General features: G+C 60.8%; 16 protein-coding genes and 1 pseudogene. 8 read left to right on the forward strand and 9 right to left on the reverse strand.

The features are described from left to right. Window positions 1-40: 40 nt before the first annotated feature. Window positions 41-1,597 (reverse strand): methyl-accepting chemotaxis protein, encoded by a 1,557-nt coding sequence (locus tag L0U80_RS27895; protein WP_233873702.1) that lies wholly within the window; start codon window positions 1,595-1,597, stop codon window positions 41-43. A 586-nt stretch (window positions 1,598-2,183) separates the two neighbouring features. Between L0U80_RS27895 and L0U80_RS27900 the strand changes: the two genes are divergently transcribed. The 5 genes from L0U80_RS27900 to L0U80_RS27920 all read left to right on the forward strand — a co-directional run bounded on the left by L0U80_RS27900 (window position 2,184) and on the right by L0U80_RS27920 (window position 7,021). Continuing rightward, the gene (locus L0U80_RS27900) at window positions 2,184-2,858 is read left to right on the forward strand and encodes a histidine phosphatase family protein (protein WP_233873705.1); all 675 of its coding nucleotides are present in this window, start codon (window positions 2,184-2,186) and stop codon (window positions 2,856-2,858) included. Window positions 2,859-2,884: 26 nt separating this feature from the next. After that, window positions 2,885-3,913 (forward strand): phosphotransferase, encoded by a 1,029-nt coding sequence (locus tag L0U80_RS27905; protein WP_233873708.1) that lies wholly within the window; start codon window positions 2,885-2,887, stop codon window positions 3,911-3,913. Window positions 3,914-3,950: 37 nt separating this feature from the next. Next, window positions 3,951-4,715, forward strand: a complete 765-nt coding sequence (locus L0U80_RS27910; protein ID WP_233873711.1) for an SDR family oxidoreductase — start codon at window positions 3,951-3,953, stop codon at window positions 4,713-4,715. A 25-nt stretch (window positions 4,716-4,740) separates the two neighbouring features. Further along, entirely contained in the window at window positions 4,741-5,991 is a 1,251-nt protein-coding gene (locus L0U80_RS27915; protein ID WP_233873714.1) for an acyl-CoA dehydrogenase family protein, read from the forward strand. A 91-nt stretch (window positions 5,992-6,082) separates the two neighbouring features. After that, complete coding sequence (locus L0U80_RS27920; protein ID WP_233873717.1) at window positions 6,083-7,021, forward strand: LysR family transcriptional regulator; 939 nt, start codon at window positions 6,083-6,085, stop codon at window positions 7,019-7,021. A gap of 36 nt (window positions 7,022-7,057) precedes the next feature. Here the strand turns inward: L0U80_RS27920 and L0U80_RS27925 are convergent, their stop codons facing one another. From L0U80_RS27925 to L0U80_RS27940, 4 genes and pseudogenes are all read right to left on the reverse strand, one after another. Next, window positions 7,058-7,909, reverse strand: a complete 852-nt coding sequence (locus L0U80_RS27925; RefSeq protein WP_233873720.1) for a 3-hydroxybutyryl-CoA dehydrogenase — start codon at window positions 7,907-7,909, stop codon at window positions 7,058-7,060. A gap of 37 nt (window positions 7,910-7,946) precedes the next feature. Continuing rightward, window positions 7,947-9,134 (reverse strand): beta-ketothiolase BktB, encoded by a 1,188-nt coding sequence (gene bktB, locus L0U80_RS27930; RefSeq protein WP_233873723.1) that lies wholly within the window; start codon window positions 9,132-9,134, stop codon window positions 7,947-7,949. 61 nt (window positions 9,135-9,195) lie between these two features. Continuing rightward, complete coding sequence (locus tag L0U80_RS27935) at window positions 9,196-10,869, reverse strand: electron transfer flavoprotein-ubiquinone oxidoreductase (RefSeq protein WP_233873914.1); 1,674 nt, start codon at window positions 10,867-10,869, stop codon at window positions 9,196-9,198. 1,139 nt (window positions 10,870-12,008) lie between these two features. After that, window positions 12,009-12,146: pseudogene (locus L0U80_RS27940) on the reverse strand (transposase); the annotation flags it as partial. Here L0U80_RS27940 and L0U80_RS27945 point away from each other — a divergent pair. After that, window positions 12,111-12,452: a hypothetical protein gene (locus L0U80_RS27945; protein ID WP_233873923.1), complete on the forward strand. Its 342-nt coding sequence runs from the start codon at window positions 12,111-12,113 to the stop codon at window positions 12,450-12,452. The pseudogene L0U80_RS27940 and the gene L0U80_RS27945 overlap by 36 nt on opposite strands. Window positions 12,453-12,543: 91 nt before the next feature. Here the strand turns inward: L0U80_RS27945 and L0U80_RS27950 are convergent, their stop codons facing one another. The 4 genes from L0U80_RS27950 to L0U80_RS27965 all read right to left on the reverse strand — a co-directional run bounded on the left by L0U80_RS27950 (window position 12,544) and on the right by L0U80_RS27965 (window position 15,845). Beyond that, the gene (locus L0U80_RS27950) at window positions 12,544-12,699 is read right to left on the reverse strand and encodes an integrase core domain-containing protein (protein WP_373322312.1); all 156 of its coding nucleotides are present in this window, start codon (window positions 12,697-12,699) and stop codon (window positions 12,544-12,546) included. 205 nt (window positions 12,700-12,904) lie between these two features. After that, on the reverse strand, window positions 12,905-14,566 hold the full coding sequence (locus tag L0U80_RS27955; RefSeq protein ID WP_233873726.1) for an ABC-F family ATP-binding cassette domain-containing protein: 1,662 nt from the start codon (window positions 14,564-14,566) through the stop codon (window positions 12,905-12,907). A gap of 616 nt (window positions 14,567-15,182) precedes the next feature. Continuing rightward, window positions 15,183-15,527, reverse strand: coding sequence for a putative quinol monooxygenase (locus L0U80_RS27960; protein ID WP_233873729.1), 345 nt, complete (start codon window positions 15,525-15,527; stop codon window positions 15,183-15,185). A 12-nt stretch (window positions 15,528-15,539) separates the two neighbouring features. Then, a complete protein-coding gene (locus L0U80_RS27965; protein WP_233873732.1) occupies window positions 15,540-15,845 on the reverse strand; it encodes a DUF1330 domain-containing protein in 306 nt (101 codons plus the stop codon). Between the two features lie 166 nt (window positions 15,846-16,011). On the opposite strand from L0U80_RS27965, the gene L0U80_RS27970 reads away from it, so the two are divergent. Both L0U80_RS27970 and L0U80_RS27975 read left to right on the forward strand, forming a co-directional pair. Further along, window positions 16,012-16,641, forward strand: a complete 630-nt coding sequence (locus L0U80_RS27970) for a TetR/AcrR family transcriptional regulator (protein WP_233873735.1) — start codon at window positions 16,012-16,014, stop codon at window positions 16,639-16,641. 428 nt (window positions 16,642-17,069) lie between these two features. Beyond that, window positions 17,070-17,564: an LEA/WHy family protein gene (locus L0U80_RS27975; protein WP_233873738.1), complete on the forward strand. Its 495-nt coding sequence runs from the start codon at window positions 17,070-17,072 to the stop codon at window positions 17,562-17,564. Window positions 17,565-17,683 lie beyond the last annotated feature (119 nt).

A 17,683-nucleotide genomic window follows, 5' to 3' on the forward strand; every position in this document is an offset into this window, starting at 1 on the left:
CCGCGAAGTCAACGCCGCGCAACTGAGCAGATTCGCGATGTCAATTTTCCAGCTTGAATACATTGACCGCCTGCGTCAATTCTGCGGCCTTCTTGTCTAAAGCATCCGCCGCGGCAACAGCTTGTTCCACTAGTGCGGCGTTCTGTTGTGTCGTCTGGTCTATCTGGACGACGGCCTGGTTGACTTGTTCGATGCCATGCGTTTGCTCGTGGCCGGCCGCGGCGATCGCCCCAATGAGGTTCGACACGCGGCTGATGCTCTGCACCACCTCTTTCATCGTCGTACCGGCTTGCTCTACGAGAGAAGTACCGGCCCCCACCTTGTTGACTGAATCGTCGATCAAGGCCTTGATTTCTTTGGCTGCAACTGCGGAACGTTGTGCCAGAATGCGCACCTCACCGGCAACAACCGCAAATCCGCGGCCATGCTCGCCGGCGCGTGCTGCTTCCACCGCCGCATTGAGCGCAAGAATGTTGGTTTGAAAGGCAATGCCGTCGATGACACCGATGATGTCGACGATCTTCCTGGATGACACGTTAATGGCTGACATGGTGCTAACCACTTCCGCCACGGCTTCCCCGCCCTTACCGGCGACATCAGAAGCTGCAACCGCCATCTCGCTAGCCTGACGCGCATTCTCCGCATTCTCTTTCACGGTAGCCGTCAGTTCCTCCATTGTCGCGGCAGTCTCTTCCAGTGACGCTGCCTGCTGTTCGGTCCGCGATGACAGGTCAAGATTGCCGGCATTGATTTCGCCCGCGGCCCCCGCGATGGCGTCGGCTCCCGAGCGCACTTTGGCTACGATACCCAGCAGGCTGTCCTGCATGGTTTTCATTGTGTACAACAGGCTGGAGTTATCGCCGGGCTTGACCTTGACTGCTTCAGACAGGTCGCCAGCGGCAATACTTTGCGCAGCGCTGGTCGCAGTTTCCAGTTCTCCACCGACAGCCCGGTTCAAGCTTCGAATGACCAGCAGGCTCGCACCGTTCAGGAAAATCCCGACAACGCTGAGCACCACAAAAGCCAGCCAGAAGTCCTTGATTGTCGCGTCGGTCAGGTCATCCAGATAGACACCCGTTCCGAACGTCCAGTCCCATGGCTTGTATGTCAAGACATACGTACCCTTCGGAAATACCTTCGATTGGTCCGCGTTGCCGGGCTTCGGCCAGACGTATTCCACCCACCCTTCACCCTTGCTTCTGGCGATGTCCGCCATTTCCCTGAAAAGGTGGTTTCCCTTAGGGTCCGTATAATCCGCGACGTTTTGACCCTCCATCGCAGGCTTCATCGGGTGCAGCAGGACTTTAGGCTCGGAGGAGATAACAAAAAGGTACCCGTCTTTCCCAAAGCGTAGCGCTCTGATACGCGCCAGCGCTTGCTGTTGTGCTTCAGCCAGGGGAAGTTTATCGGCGGCAACCATCGCTGCGTACTCTTTGGCGACAGACACGCCGATTTCGGTAGCGGACTTCATCGCAAGCTGCCTCTCCTCCAGGAGACGCACTTTGTTGTGATAGAGACCGATTCCTGTCACCGCCCACAAACTGAGCCAGCAAACAAAGAGAGGAGCAAATAGCTTTGTGCGAAAAGTCAGTTTCATATTACTCCCCGAATATTTTCCCCGATGACAATTCGCAGATACCCCTATCCGTGCGTGGACGAATAGCAGATGTCATCGGAGAGCGTGTTCGAATTTTTGTGTAGTTACGTTTATTTAGTTCGAGGTGATTCTCTCCCCCGCGGGATATTAAGACGTAAGAGGGCGACTGTTCACGCATGAATACACATTGCTTTGATCAGAAAGGGGCATGTAACGTTGGCGAGTCTTCCGTGCACAGCAATTGAAGGTCATAGACGCGGCGTGGTGATGTTGGTGTCACCGCGCCAGTGCTGGAACCAGACAATGTCGGCCTCGCGTTCCAGCAAATTGGAAGCGGCAATTGCCCGCAGTCCGAACGCGCTGAGCCGGCACTGTCACGTTGTCGGGTTGACGACGCCGTAGCTGATAGAGCGCACCGGTCGCTCAAACGATGGACGGGCGGCGGCCTCCGCGCAGCGAATGCGGGCCACCGAGACTATCCATGATCATCACAGCGGCGAATGATCGTATATAAATAAAATAAATTTCATAAATACCGACGCTACCGCTAAGCTGACTCCTTCTCCCTACCCTGGCAAAGCTTGCGATGGCCGAACTCTACCTGGTGCGACACGGTCAAGCGTCGCTTGGCGCGGGTAATTACGACTGCCTTTCCGAAAAGGGCGAGCAGCAATGCGTCTGGCTCGGCGAGCATTTCGCGCGCAACGGCCTGCGCTTCGATCGAGTCTTGACCGGCGCGCTGCGGCGGCACGCACAATCGCTGGATGCGATTCGTCGTGCGCTGCCCGGTCTCCCTGTCGAGCACGAAGAGCACCCGGAACTGGACGAGTACGACTTTCACGCGCTCTTTCGTGCAGCGGGCGACGAACATCGTAATCTCATCGAAACGAACAAAGGCAGCCCGCGCGACTTCTTTAAAGCGCTTCGACAGGTATTGCATCTGTGGGCGGAGGGTGTCCTCGACGCGCGTGCGCCTGAAACGTGGAGTGCATTCCAGCTACGTATCGCCAAAGCGCGCGCAATCGTCCAGCAAAGTGACGCACAGCGCGTTCTGGTCGTCACGTCGGGCGGCGTGATTGGCGCGCTGACACAACAGGTGTTGAGCGCGCCGCCGGCCACGGCTATCGCGCTGAATCTGCAGATCCGCAACAGCAGCGTCACCCAGTATTTTTTCAATCGCGAAGCGTTTCATCTGTCGAGTTTCAACACCGTCTCGCATCTCGACGATCCGCAACGCCATGCGTTCCACACCTACGGTTGAGCGCAAACAGAGACGAACCAAGTGTTATGACCCGCGAATCCACCTCAACCTCTCTTGACCTCGACAGGCTCGCCGATTATCTGCGGCAGCATATTCCGGAGTTTCGCGGCCCCTTGAAGGCGCAGAAATTCGCGGGGGGGCAGTCCAACCCGACGTTTCTGCTCGATACGCCCGGGCGCCGCTATGTCCTGCGCCGCCAGCCGCCGGGGCAGTTGCTGAAATCCGCTCATGCCGTCGATCGCGAGTACCGTGTGCTGCGTGCGCTCGCCGACACCGACGTGCCTGTCGCTCGCGCGTGGCATCTGTGTGAAGACCGCGAAGTCATCGGCAGCATGTTCTATCTGATGAGCTACGAGGACGGCCGCATCTTCTGGAACCCTGCTCTGCCGGAGGTCGAGCGCGACACGCGTCGCGACTTTTACGCATCGATCATCACGACGCTCGCAGCACTGCACGACGTCAACGTCGACGCTGTGGGTCTGGGTGACTATGGACGTGCAGGTAATTACTTCCAGCGCCAAATCGAGCTTTGGACAAGGCAATACCGTGCCGCCGAGACCGAGCCGATCGCCGCTATGGAAGCGCTGATCGAGTGGCTGCCCGCACATTGTCCGGCCGACACGGAGCGCGCTTCGCTCGTGCACGGCGACTTCCGCATCGATAACCTCGTTTTTGCCCATGACGCGCCACGCGTGCGCGCGATTCTCGACTGGGAACTCTCGACACTCGGCAATCCGCTCGCCGATTTCGCGTACTTCTGCATGTGCCTGCGCCTGCCCGCGAAGGGCAATATCACGGGTCTGCGTGGCCAGGACCGCTCAGCGCTCGGCATCCCCGAGGAAGAGGACATGGTGGCGCAGTACTGCGAGTTGCGCGGCTTGCCCGGCATTGAGAACTGGAGTTTTTATCTGGCATTCAGCTTTTTCCGTCTGGCTTCGATTATTCAGGGCGTCAAGGCGCGGGCCCTGCAAGGCAACGCCTCGAGTGCGAATGCGCACGAGGTGGGCGGGATGGTTGAGCCGCTAGCAAAACTCGCGGTTGAGCTGATCGACTGACGCGCCGCGCCATTGACCCCAAAGAAAGGAAACGACATTGAGCACGAATCTCTTTGACCTCACGGGCCGCATCGCTCTCGTCACGGGCGCAAGCCGCGGTATCGGCGAGGCGATCGCGCGGCTCCTCGCCGAGCAGGGCGCCCACGTGATCGTGTCGAGCCGCAAGCTCGAAGACTGCGAGTCTGTCGCGACGGCCATCCGCGCAAGCGGCGGTAGCGCCGAAGCGTTCGCCTGCCACGTCGGGCGCATGGAAGACATCGCCGCCATATTCGCCCATATCCGGGAAAAGTACGGGCGCCTCGACATCCTCGTCAACAACGCCGCCACCAATCCGTATTTCGGCCACATCCTCGATACGGACCTCGGCGCGTACAACAAGACCGTGGACGTCAATATCCGCGGCTATTTTTTCATGTCGATCGAAGCCGGGAAAATGATGAAGGTGCAGGGACGGGGCGCCATCGTCAATACTGCGTCGGTCAACGCGCTTCAGCCCGGCGACATGCAGGGTATCTACTCCATCACGAAGGCGGCGGTTGTCAACATGACGCGCGCATTCGCGAAGGAATGCGGCCCGTTCGGCATCCGCGTGAATGCGCTGTTGCCTGGCCTCACGAAAACGAAGTTCGCCGGCGCGCTATTCGAGAACAAGGAAATCTACGACCGCTGGATCAAGGAGATTCCGTTACGCCGCCACGGCGAACCGCAGGACATGGCGGGCACCGTGCTCTATCTCGTGTCCGACGCAGCGAGCTACACGAACGGCGAATGCATCGTCGTCGATGGCGGACTGACGATCTGATGAACCGTACACAAGGAACCCGATCATGAATTTCGCGTACAGCCCCAAAGTTGAAGATCTGCTGCGTCGCGTGCGCAGCTTCATGGACGACCATATCGTCCCGCGTCATCGGCAGTGGCTGGAAGAAGTGCATGCGGGCCACTATCCCGTGTCGTTCATGGAGGACCTCAAGACCCTCGCCAAAGCCGAAGGGTTGTGGAACCTCTTCCTGCCGCAGTTGCAGGACGACGAGCCCGGCACGCGTCTGACGAACCTCGAATACGCGCCGCTCGCGGAGGTCATGGGGCGCATCTCGTGGGCCCCGGAAGTATTCAACTGCAATGCGCCCGACACCGGCAACATGGAGCTGCTGCACATGTTCGCGACGCCAGCACAGCGCGAGGCATGGCTGAAGCCGCTGCTCGAGGGCGAAATCCGCTCTGCGTTCGCCATGACGGAACCGGATGTGCCCTCCTCCGATGCCACCAACATCACGACGTCCATTCGCCGTGACGGCGACGATTACGTGATCAACGGCCGCAAGTGGTTCATCACGAATGCGGCGCATCCCAACTGCAAGCTCTTCATCGTCATGGGCAAGACGGACCCGGACGCCGAAAGCCATCGTCAGCAAAGCATGATACTGGTGCCGGCGGCGACACCGGGCGTGACGATCGTTCGCAACATTCCCGTGATGAATCACATCTCGCCGGAAGGACACTGCGAGGTCACGTTCAAGAACGTTCGCGTACCGGCTTCGAATCTGCTCGGCGAGGAAGGCGGCGGCTTCGCGCTTGCGCAGGCGCGGCTCGGGCCCGGACGCATTCACCACTGCATGCGCTCGATCGGTGCAGCGGAACTGGCGCTGGAACTGATGACCGAACGCGCGCAGGAACGCAAGACCTTCGGGAAATATCTGCATCAGCATGGAACGGTGGGCGAGTGGATCGCTAAATCGCGCATCGAAATCGATCAGGCGCGGCTCCTCGTGTTAAAGACGGCCTGGCTTCTCGACGAAGTGGGCGCGAAAGCGGCGCGCAAGGAGATCTCCATGATCAAGGCGCTGGTCCCGCAGGTTTATTCGACTGTCTGCGACCGCGCGATGCAGGTGTTCGGCGCGATGGGGCTGAGTCCCGACACGCCCCTCGCCGATCATTGGACGTGGGCTCGCGCATTGCGTTATGCGGATGGTCCCGACGAGGTTCATCTTCAGGCCATCGCACGCATGGAAATCAGCCACAGCAAAGCGCAGCTCGGATCGACGGCGGTCTACCTCAACATTCCACCGCGCGATTAAAGCCCGAAGCGCAACGGCGACAAACATGACCCAGGTGGACGCATCGTCATCTTCCGGCTCGATTAAGATATCGGCAAACGGAGCCCGTGAGATGCGTCTGCCGAAGCTGGATCTGAATCTGTTCGTCGTATTTGCGTCGATTTATGAAAAGCGCAATCTGACTCGCGCCGCCGAGGCGCTTTTCATCACGCAACCCGCCGTGAGCAATGCGCTCGCACGCATGCGCCGGGCGTTGAACGATCCGCTCTTCGTGAGCACGTCGTCAGGAATGGTGCCCACGCCGCTCGCCGAAAACATTATCGGCCGCGTGCGTGAGGCACTGCAACTGCTCCAAGCGAGTGCAACCGCGGGCGACATATTCGTTCCCGCCGCATCGCAACGCACGTTTCGGCTGAGCATGCCCGATTTGACGGAAGCGATTCTCCTGCCGACGCTCGGCGAGTTGCTTCAGCAACAGGCGCCAGGCATGAACATCGAGTGCTATTTCACGCCGCGCAACGAAGTGGCCGCAGCGCTTGAAACGGGCAAGATCGACTTTGCCATCGACGTGCCGTTTATCGACGATCCGCAATTACGCCAGGCACCGCTCGGTAGCGACCGTTACGCGTGCATGCTGCGGCACGGTCACCCGTTCAAGGGCAACACGCTGAGTATGGAAGACTACCTGGCGTTTGGTCACATTCAGGTTTCGAGTCGCCGCCAGGGAAGCGGCTTCGTCGACGCTGAGCTGAAAAAGCTTGGCAAGCAGCGGCGGATGCGCATGCGCGTGCAGCACTATATGGTTGCGCCGCTCGTCGCCTTGCGCACCGATCTCGCGCTGACCGCTCCGGTGCAACTGCTACAGCGATATGACGCGCGCATTTTCGAATTGCCGTTCCAGCTACAGAGGCTGGAGTGGCATTTGTATTGGCATCGCAGCAGTGAGCAGGATCAGGCGAGTATATGGCTGCGAAGCCAGATCATAGAATTACTGAGTGCCCCAGCAAGTCCACCCGCGCAGCCGAAGCGCAAGCGTCGGGCAGGCGTATAGCCACTGGTTCCCGGGGCACCGGCCAGTGCCCGCCACTCATTCGTAGCGGTAGACACCCTGCCCCGTCTTGCGGCCGAGCCTGCCCGCCGCCACGAGTTCGCGCAACAGCGGACACGGACGATACTTCGCGTCGCCAAAGTCTTTCAGAAACACCTCCATCACCGAGAGGCAGACGTCGAGCCCGACCAGGTCCGCAAGCGCGAGCGGGCCGATCGGATGGTTCGCACCAAGCTTCATGCCCGCGTCGATTTCCTCGGCGCTCGCCACACCCTCCGCCAGCACGAAAAAGGCCTCGTTAATCATCGGCACGAGGATCCGGTTCACCACGAATCCCGGCGAGTTCTTCACACCGATCGGCGACTTGTCGAAGCGTTGCGTGAGCTCGCGAATCGCCTGAGCGGTGGCATCACTCGTTTGCAGCCCCCGGATGATCTCCACGAGCGGCATGAGCGGCACCGGGTTGAAGAAATGCATGCCGATGAACCGCGAAGCATCGTCGAGCGTCGCCGCGAGCGCCGTAACCGAGATCGAGGACGTGTTCGTCGCAATGATCGCGTCGGGACGCGCCACCGCTTCAATCTGCTTGAGGATCTTGTGCTTGAGGTCGACGTTTTCGGTCGCTGCCTCGATCACGAGATCGACGGCCGAAAGACGCTGATAGTCGGTCGAGGTCTCGATGCGCGCGAGCGCGGCATCGCGCGTTGCGGTATCGAGCTTGTCTTTCGCCAACAGCCGTCCGAGGCTACCTTCGATCGTCGCGATCCCCTTTTTAAGCGCGGCCTCGGTCACATCGATCAGAACTACATTCAGCCCGGCGATGGCGGCGGTCTGTGCAATCCCATTGCCCATCGTGCCCGCGCCGACGATTCCTACCGTTTGAATATTCATGTTCACTTCTCGTTGAAATCGCTGTGTCGCGCGCCGTTCATTGCAGGTTTTCGAAAATCGCTGCGATGCCCTGTCCGCCGCCGATGCACATCGTCACGAGCGCATAGCGCCCGCGGGTGCGCTGCAACTCGGCGATTGCCTTCACGGTGATTAGTGCGCCGGTCGCGCCGATCGGATGGCCGAGCGAGATTCCCGAGCCATTCGGATTCACCTTGGCCGGATCGAGCCCCAGCTCCTGACTCACCGCGCAGGCTTGCGCTGCGAACGCCTCGTTCGCTTCGATCACGTCGATGTCGCCGATCGTGAGCCCGGCGCGTTCGAGCGCGATGCGCGTGGCGGGCACGGGGCCGATGCCCATATAGCGCGGATCGACGCCCGCATGCGCGTACGACACGAGTCGCGCCAGCGGCTTGTGCCCGCGCGCTTCGGCCGTCTTGCGCTCCATCAGCAGGACTGCCGCGGCCGCGTCATTGATCCCCGATGCGTTGCCGGCCGTTACCGTCCCGTTCTCCTTCCGGAACGCGGGACGCATTCCCGCGAGTTCTGCCGGATCGACGTCCACGCGCACGTGCTCATCGGTATCGAAGACGACGTCCTTTCCCTTCACCTTGCGCGTCAGCGGGACGATCTGCTCCTTGAAGCGGCCCTCGGCAATCGCGCGCGCGGCGCGACGGTGTGATTCGACCGCGAGCGCGTCTTGCTGTTCACGCGTGATGCTGTACTTCTGGGCGACGTTCTCCGCCGTGACGCCCATGTGTATCGTGTCGAACGGATCGTGTAGCGCGCCGAGCATCATGTCGACCAGACGCGTGTCGCCCATACGCGCACCGAAGCGGACATCGGGCGTGATGTACGGAGCGCGGCTCATGTTTTCCGCGCCGCCGCCGATCGCGACGTCAGCGTCGCCGAGCAGGATCGTCTGCGCCGCGGACACAATCGCCTGCAGGCCCGACCCGCAAAGGCGGTTAACGGTGAACGCCGGCGTCGCCTGCGAGACTCCGCCATTCAGTGCGGCGACGCGGGCCAGATAGAGATCTTTCGGCTCGGTCGCAATGACGTTGCCGAAGACGACGTGACCGACTTCATCACCCGACACCTGGGCGCGCGCGAGCACTTCGCGCACGACGATCGAGCCGAGTTCAGTCGGCGCGAAGTCCTTCAGGCTGCCGCCGAACTTGCCGATGGCAGTACGCACACTGCCGACTACAACGACTTCTTTCTGCATGGTTTGCTCCTTCAATTGGTTGCCCCGCGCGCCTTGCTAACAGGCGCACGCTGCGGGCGAATTACATATTCGGGTAGTTCGGCCCGCCACCGCCTTCCGGCGTGACCCACACGATGTTCTGCGTCGGGTCCTTGATATCGCACGTCTTGCAGTGCACGCAGTTCTGCGCGTTGATCTGCAGACGGTCGCTGCCGTCGTCGTTCTTCACGAACTCATACACCGCCGCCGGGCAGAATCGTGCCTCGGGGCCCGCATACGTGCGCAGGTTCACATCGACCGGCACGCTCGCATCCTTCAGCGTCAGGTGCGCGGGCTGGTTTTCCTCGTGATTCGTATTGGAAATGAACACCGAGGACAGGCGGTCGAACGTGAGCTTGCCATCGGGCTTCGGATACTCGATCGGCTTGCACTGCGAGGCCGGTTTCAGCATCTCGTTGTCGCGATGCTGGTGATGCAGCGTCCAGGGCACCTTGCCGCCGAACAGCTTCTGCTCGATGCCCACCATCAGCGTGCCGAGGTACAGGCCCTTGCTCATCCACTGCTTGAAGTTGCGCGCCTTGTATAGCTCTTCGTGCAGCCACGACTGCCTGAACGCTTCGGGGTACGCCGTGAGTTCATCGTTCTGGCGACCGGCCTGCACGGCGTCGAACGCCGCCTCGGCGGCCAGCATGCCGGTCTTGATCGCGGCGTGGCTGCCCTTGATGCGCGAGGCGTTCAGGAAGCCCGCATCGTCACCGACGAGCGCGCCACCCGGGAAGGTGAGCTTCGGCAGAGACATCAAGCCGCCTGCCGTGATCGCGCGCGCACCATAGGAAACGCGCTTGCCGCCTTCGAGGTACTTGCGGATTTCCGGGTGCGTCTTGTAGCGCTGGAATTCTTCGAACGGCGAGAGGTACGGATTCGTATACGCGAGGCCGACGACGAAACCGACCATCACCTGGTTGTTGTCGATGTGATAGAGGAACGAGCCGCCGTACGTGTCCGATTCCAGCGGCCAGCCGGCCGTGTGGACCACGAGGCCCGGCTGGTGCTTCGCCGGATCGATTTCCCAGAGTTCCTTGATACCGATGCCGTAGACCTGCGGATCCGAATCCTTGCCGAGCTTGAGCTTCTCGTTGAGCTGCCGGCCCAGATGTCCGCGGCAGCCTTCGCAAAAGAGCGTGTACTTGGCGTGCAGTTCCATGCCGAGCTGGAAGTTTTCGGTCGGCTCGCCATCCTTGCCGATGCCCATGTTGCCGGTGGCGACACCCTTGACCGAGCCGTCGTCGTTATAGAGCACCTCGGCGGCCGGGAAGCCCGGGAAAATCTCCACGCCCAGCGCCTCGGCCTGCTGGCCCAGCCAGCGGGTGACGTTCGCGAGGCTGATGACGTAGTTGCCGTGGTTCTTGAAGTTTTCCGGCAGCGCCCAGTTGGGCACCGCTTTCGCACCAGTTTCCGAAAGGAAAAGGAACTTGTCTTCGGTCACCGGCACGTTTAGCGGCGCGCCCTGTTCCTTCCAGTCGGGGATCAGTTCATTGAGCGCGCGCGGATCCATGACCGCGCCCGAGAGGATATGCGCCCCGATTTCCGAGCCTTTTTCCAGGACACAGACGCCGATCTCGACGCCTTTTTCCTGAGCCAGCTGCTTCAGGCGGATCGCCGCCGACAGGCCCGCCGGGCCGCCGCCTACGATCACCACGTCGTATTCCATCGAGTCGCGCGGGCCGTATTGTTCGACCAGGCTTGTTTCGGTCAGCATGCCATCCTTTGTAACTGCAGATCCTCGACAGGGGCGACATCGCGCATGGTGTGCCTTCCCTGTGGGCAATCGTGGAGTGGGGAGTGCCATGACACCGGACGATCAGGGTCCGGCACGGCAACAAATGAGAGCGATCGTAGCCACGATCGACGTGGATCTCGATGACGAAACCGGACCATCTAGTGACAATTCCGGCCACGCGATGAGGACCTGGTTACAGGGGAACGTCGCCGGCAACTACACGCACCGGCCGGCCCCATGGCCGTCACAACGCGGCGTGCGGGTTTCGCCGCGATCGCGGTTGCAGGTCGAGTAAAACCTGATATGACCTCGACTACCTTTGCTGCCAGCGAATAAAGTTGCCCGGGGAAAGCACGACCCTAATATGTGCTGCGTGGAAAGGGCCCGGTCACGGGCCCTTCGAATGGGTCGTGTGTCTCGCGCGACCCTGCGGTCGAGACTATCAGGCGCTAGCGACAGTGCCAGCTACCGATTGCACCAGCCATCTGCGGTAGATGAGGTACACGATGGAAATCGCGATCAGCTCGCGAGCGGTGCTGTGATCACCACAAAGTTCATCAGGCCCGCCGCGTGAGCAACACCGGCGTGCGCGAAAAGCTTCACGAATCGAGGCCGCCCGCAAAAGAGCGCGCAGATGATCCGCCTCGCCACAGCACAGCACGCGTCCGAACTAACCAGTAGCGCCCGCACCGTGGATGTCGTCTTCCTCGTAGCAAGCGGCGCAATTGAGGGCGCGCCTCGACGCCGTTTCAGTCGCTCTGCGCCCTGGAGCGCCATAGTCCAGATCGGCTCGCTTCTTTTTGCCTCTCGCGCGGCGAATAGCGTTTATGGCCTTCTCAACAATGCTGTGTGCCGACATGTTCGCCTCGTCATCGGAAGGTTGGACGACTCCGTCTTCCATAGCTATTTTTTCGGCACGCCGACAACGAACTTTAGGGCAATTACATGAGAGCGCGAGACAAAGGTAATACCCCATCAAATCGACTAGCTAGATCTACGATTGTTCTACAAAAGCGTGCGTGTAATCTTCGCCAAAGCCGTATCGGACGGAGTGTCCAACTCTCTTGCGGAACGGTTTTATCTGGCCAGTCGTCGCAGAGGAGGAATAACGCCAGTCGTGAAGGCGTGGGATCGCCGCGGATGGGCGGGCCGGAGCGCGGGGTGACCGGCGCGAGGCCCGCGTACGCGGCGACGTGGGCGGCCGAGGCGAAGGCTTTTTGAGCGGCGTGGATCAGGAGTCTGGCGGCAATTCTCCCGCGCCAACGCACTTTGCCCAAGCGGGCGAGGTTCCGCATCACGACAACGTGCCGCGCGACAGCCTGCCTGATTTCTCCCACGGGGAAAAGTCTGTAGAGTCGTTCTTGAGCGGCTTGCAATACCTTCGGGAAGCCGCCCAGTGCGTCTTCTACCCGAAGACGTGTCTAGCAGCTCAGGCTGCTGAAATTCTCCTGGGAGGGCTGCCGCTGAATACTGACTCTGACTACTGCTCTGTAAGCCGCTCGCGTGGCTTCGGTAAGGGCCAGCGAGCAACCCGCAAGACTGTTTTTGAACAGTCCTGATAGACACATCTAACGTGTCTTGTATGAAACGCGCCGGTACGCAATGTCCGGCGCTTTGTTTTTCTGGACTCGAATCCCCCACCTGGACACGTCAGAAAAACATGGCCGCGCCATGGCGTTCAATCAAGCGCCGGCCGTGACGCATCGGCGCGAACCTGTGCCCACTCAGGCATTCATCCCGGAAGCGCCCGATAAAGCTCGCGATAGACGCGTTCACCACCGGCTTGCCGGACCGGGCGAATGACAACGTAACGCCGATCTAGTACGCCCACGCACCCAGCAGAAAATCGGATAGCGAAGCCTGAGCCGATACCAACAAACCAGCGAGCGCGGCGAGCGGAAAAGACTGCGGCGTGGCCTCGGAAACGTCGCCACGCGAAACGACGGTTCGATCTGGCGTAGCGATGAAAGAACCGGAACGCACTTCGCGTATCTTAGGCGACGACCTTCTGCTATGCGGCAGCCTGCTCGCGCACGCGACGGGCTTCGTCGCGCAGGAACTGCTGATAATCGTCCAGATCGCCGTCGAAGGGCTCGACGCCGCCCTTGGTGACCAGCCAGAACTCATCACATACGGCGCGCAACAGGGCACGGTCGTGACTGACGAGCATCACCGTGCCTTCGAATTCGTTGAGCGCCATGCCTAGCGCTTCGCGTGTGGCCAGGTCGAGGTGGTTGGTAGGCTCGTCGAGCAGCAGCAGATTGGGGCGCTGCCACACGATCATGCACAATACGAGCCGCGCCTTTTCGCCGCCGCTCATCGTGTTGACCGCCTGATGGACCATGTCGCCACTGAAGTTGAAGGTGCCGAGGAAGGTGCGAAGCGATTGTTCGGTGCCACTCTGGCCGGGCGCGCGCATGTGCGGCGGTGTGTCCCTGGCAAGGCGGATCATGTGTTGCATCGGCGTGTCGAGCGGACTCAGCACGTCGAGTTCCTGCTGTGCGAAGTAGCCGATGTTCAGGCCTTTGCCTTCGCTGATTTCGCCAGCAATCGGCGCCAGTGCGTGCGCCACCGTCTTCACCAGCGTGGACTTGCCCTGGCCGTTGGCACCGAGGATGCCGATGCGCTGCCCGGCCAGCACGGATCGGTTGATGCCCCGCACGATGACCGTGGGCGGCGTGCCCGGCAGTGCGTCGGTCGGCGCCGGGTAGCCGAAGCTCGCGTCCAGCATCGACAACAGCGGGTTCGGGACGTTGAGCGGCTCCTTGAACTCGAAGGTGAACTCTGCGTCGGCAAGCACGGGTGCGATCTTCTCCATGCGTTCGAGCGCCTTGACCCGGCTCTGCGCCTGCTTCGCCTTCGAGGCCTTGGCCTTGAAACGGTCGATGAATTTCTGCAGGTGGGCGATCTTTTCCGCCTGCCTGGCCATCGCGGCCTGCTGCAACACGAGCTGTTCAGCGCGCATCTCTTCGAACTTGCTGTAGTTGCCGCCATAACGCACGAGCCTGGCGTTGTCGACGTGCACCGTCACCTGCGTTACCGAGTCGAGGAATTCGCGATCGTGGCTGATGACTACCAGGGTTCCTTGATAGCGCTTGAGCCAGGCTTCCAGCCAGACCAGGGCGTCGAGGTCGAGGTGATTGGTCGGCTCGTCGAGCAGCAGCAAGTCGGACGGGCACATGAGCGCGCGCGCCAGCTGCAGTCGCATGCGCCAGCCGCCGGAGAAACTGTTGACCGGCTGGCTAAGCTGCGCATCACTGAAGCCAAGGCCCAGGATCAGCGCTTGGGCACGTGCGGGGGCATCGTGCGCACCAGCGTCGTGCAGGTCCATGTAGGCGTGGGCCATGCGCATACCGTCGTCGCTGGCCTCAGCGGCGGCTACTTCGGCCTGCGCGGCCAGCAGCGCGGTGTCGCCCTCGATTACGAAGTCGGTCGCGCTCTGCTCGGTCTCCGGCATCTCCTGCGCGACCTGGCCCATCTTCCACGCAGCGGGAATCGAGAACTCGCCGCTATCTTCGTGAAGCGTGCCGTTGAGAAGGCCGAAGAAGGACGACTTGCCGGCGCCATTGCGGCCGACAAGACCAATCTTTTCGCCGGGGGTAAAGGTGATGGACGCGTTGTCGAGTACGACATTAACGCCGCGGCGCAGCGTGAGATTACGGACGGAAATCATAAGGAGCTACTTCGGAGAGGATTGGCATGATAGCCGACCGGACGTGCTGGGCGGTCTCTTTTCCGAGCCGCTTGCGCTTCGCGCCGCCCACCGGCCATAGAGCAAGGCTGGCTCTGGCGCACCCAGTGTACCGGCTACGGGGTCAGCGAACATGGCGGTGAATGATGGTTCCTGGCCGCACTGTGCCCCACGGCTGATCTGGGCGGTCGCCGAGGTCGTGCGTCGCTCGCCAGGGGCGCTTGCCGACCGATTCTGTTGAAAAACTCCACGACCACGCGTTCAGTCAGGTTTTCTGGGGCCCTCTTACCCCTGGTCCAGTACCGCCTACAAGACGTTAGCTGCGAGTCCACGGTCGTCATTGGGTTGCAGGCGTCGCGCCGGGTGTACCGGTCCGTTACCGACCCGGCGCGTTCCTCCGACCCCGAGTAATTGAGCGACTGGCTTGTACAGTCGACCGGCCACATAATGCGGACTAGAACGGATCTCCGGCCCGGATGTTGTTCCCCTGCGCAATGGTGCGCATCGTACTGCCAGCACGCCCACCTGACACGAGATTCGGCGCTAGCGCACGCCAGTTCATGGGCGAGAGCGTGCATGAGGTCTATGCCGATTTCATTTAGTCGCCGCGTTCCAACACGTCCACGAGATAGGCGACATCCTCTGCCTCAGAGAGCGGTGTTGCCAGATACTCGCCAAAGAGCGCCAGCGCCTCCTTCGTGTAGGGTTGCGCCCAGTGCCAATCCAGCGCGACCTGATCCTTCCAGCGCTCATACACCACGTATCTGTCTTCGCTGCCCTTCACCTTGAACATCTGGAACTCGTTGTTGCCTGGCTCCATTCTCGTGAGGCGGATTCCCGGCACCATCGTCTCCAGCACCTTCCCGGCCGTACCTGGCTTGAACTGGAGGTTGAGCATCACGATCACTTCGCCGGATGCGGTCGTTTGGGTGGTGGGGTTCATGGCTCCAGACCCTCAGGCTGCGGCCGGTTCGGCCCGGTCTACGACGATAATTCCGTTCGAGTGCGCTGCCTGCAGCCTCAAGGTTTTTATAGCCTGGTATTCCTCAGAATCGTAGAAAGTGCGGACGGCCTCGCGATCGGGAAATTCCAGGATCACAAAAAAATTCGGCGCCCAGGCGCCCTCATAGTTCTCGGCCCGGAGTTCCCGGACTAGAGGTCGGGCGCCATGGCGCGCCATCAACGCAATAGCCCCCTGCTCGTATTGCTCCATCCTGGCGCGGTCGTGTACTTCAAGATCGATGATGACCAGTGCTGACATGTCACTCTCCTGTCTGGTTACTTGCGTATTGTTGAAACGACGACTTACAACGATACCGATCGGTATCGCGCTGGGCTAGTATGATACTGGTCGGTATCATTGGTCAACAGGGCAGACCAAAATGCTCCGGCCGGATAACCGGCAGCCCTCCAAATTCCCAGGAAACATGATGGCTCCCGCACTTTCGCCTCGCGAACGCATCATCGAAGCCGCGCAGTCGCTCTTTTATCGTGAGGGCATTCGCGGCATCGGTGTCGAGGCCATTGCCTCAGCGGCAAACACCAACAAAATGGCGATCTATCGCCACTTCGATACCAAAGACGATCTGGTCGTGCATTGGCTGACTTCCGTTGCCGACGAGTACGAGCAGATGTGGAGCCATTGGGAAAATTTGTATCCTGGGGATCCCGCATCGCAACTCAGGGCGCTGGTCCTTTCCGTGGTGCAACGCCTTCGCAGCAAAGGAAATCGAGGATGTGCTCTCGCGAACAGCCTCGCGGAACTTCCCGACGAGCACCACCCCGCTCGCAAGGTGATCGACCGGCACAAGAAAGCTCAGGTGCAGCGCATTCAAGCTCTTTGCAGCGAGGCGGGGTTGAAAAATCCGGAGCATTGCGCGATGGTCTTGCATCTGTGCTTCGAGGGTGCACAGGTGGCGGCGCAATCGTTAGGCGCAGACCTTGTTGCTGCGCACCTGGAGGCTTTAGTCGACGCGCTGCTGGAGACACGGGGCGCGGCACGCCCCAGGAATGACGCAGGGAGCCGCGGACATGGCAAGGCTCTTGGAAAGAAATGATGCGTTTGACAAGGTGGGCAGGATCTCGTCATACGCCCGTTGCGTGGACGTCCGTTTGCTCGATGGAACCGACATCTGCGCGTCGCAACGACAGAACGAGCGCATGACGCATGATGGCCGACTACTGCCGAATGTCAGTAGCGCGACACGGAGGTCACTCGATTCTAGACAGTGAAACCCGGCAAACCCTTGCCAGGCTTGGCGGGCCGGGTGGGATTCGCATCCACGGTGTCCTTTCGGAAGCGAATGATGATTCCACGCGATCTTCGGGCATAACCTCGCAGTGCTCATACACGATCGGACACACGGAACCCGGTGGCAACACGTTCGCCCGGTGGCCACGCCGAACCGCCCCAGATAACCGAACGCCGGTTGAAAACACGCTACACTAATTCACAACCGCAAACTCTTCGGACGAGGTGCCCCATATGCGTGCTCTTGATGCATGGCGCTCAATCCGCCTCTTCTGCATCTTTCTTTGCATCTGCGTATGGCTCAGCGGCTGTGCGGGGCTGGGCGGCAAGGATCCCCTGCGGGTTAGCGTGGCAGGCATCGAGCCGCTAAAGGGCGAAGGACTGGAGATGCGCTTTAATGTCAAATTGCGCGTCCAGAATCCGAACGACTCTCCGGTCGAATATAGCGGCGTGTCACTGCAACTCGATCTCAACGGTCAATCCTTCGCAAGCGGCGTTAGCGATCAAGGCGGTGTCGTGCCGCGATTCGGCGAAACCGTGGTCAATGTGCCGTTGACCGTTCCTGCATTTTCCGCAGTGCGTCAGGCTTTCGCGATTGCCGGCGGCGCACAGGCAGGCAACGTCCCATACGTGATCCACGGGAAATTGGCAGGCGGCATCGGCGGCGGTACACGCTTCACCGACGAGGGCAAGCTGTCGCTGCCAACAAACAGCTTGATGGGCCAGTGACCGAACCTGATCAGCGGAGAAGTCGACCCCGGCCGCCCACTTCGTGCGTGCCGAATGACCGAAACGAGGCGGTCTGTATCGCCTGCGTCCGGTGGGGTCCAGCTACATACCGAGGCCAA

This window comes from Paraburkholderia adhaesiva, from assembly GCF_021390575.1.
Lineage (GTDB): Bacteria > Pseudomonadota > Gammaproteobacteria > Burkholderiales > Burkholderiaceae > Paraburkholderia > Paraburkholderia adhaesiva.

Bases quoted from the DNA above. Each gene is read 5' to 3' on its own strand.
- L0U80_RS27975 (WP_233873738.1), top strand. From the start codon at position 17,070: ATGCGTGCTCTTGATGCATGGCGCTCAATCCGCCTCTTCTGCATCTTT.
- L0U80_RS27915 (WP_233873714.1), top strand. From the start codon at position 4,741: ATGAATTTCGCGTACAGCCCCAAAGTTGAAGATCTGCTGCGTCGCGTG.
- L0U80_RS27965 (WP_233873732.1), bottom strand. From the start codon at position 15,845: ATGTCAGCACTGGTCATCATCGATCTTGAAGTACACGACCGCGCCAGG.
- L0U80_RS27905 (WP_233873708.1), top strand. From the start codon at position 2,885: ATGACCCGCGAATCCACCTCAACCTCTCTTGACCTCGACAGGCTCGCC.
- L0U80_RS27920 (WP_233873717.1), top strand. From the start codon at position 6,083: ATGCGTCTGCCGAAGCTGGATCTGAATCTGTTCGTCGTATTTGCGTCG.
- L0U80_RS27970 (WP_233873735.1), top strand. From the start codon at position 16,012: ATGATGGCTCCCGCACTTTCGCCTCGCGAACGCATCATCGAAGCCGCG.
- L0U80_RS27900 (WP_233873705.1), top strand. From the start codon at position 2,184: ATGGCCGAACTCTACCTGGTGCGACACGGTCAAGCGTCGCTTGGCGCG.
- L0U80_RS27960 (WP_233873729.1), bottom strand. From the start codon at position 15,527: ATGAACCCCACCACCCAAACGACCGCATCCGGCGAAGTGATCGTGATG.
- L0U80_RS27895 (WP_233873702.1), bottom strand. From the start codon at position 1,597: ATGAAACTGACTTTTCGCACAAAGCTATTTGCTCCTCTCTTTGTTTGC.
- bktB (WP_233873723.1), bottom strand. From the start codon at position 9,134: ATGCAGAAAGAAGTCGTTGTAGTCGGCAGTGTGCGTACTGCCATCGGC.
- L0U80_RS27925 (WP_233873720.1), bottom strand. From the start codon at position 7,909: ATGAATATTCAAACGGTAGGAATCGTCGGCGCGGGCACGATGGGCAAT.
- L0U80_RS27955 (WP_233873726.1), bottom strand. From the start codon at position 14,566: ATGATTTCCGTCCGTAATCTCACGCTGCGCCGCGGCGTTAATGTCGTA.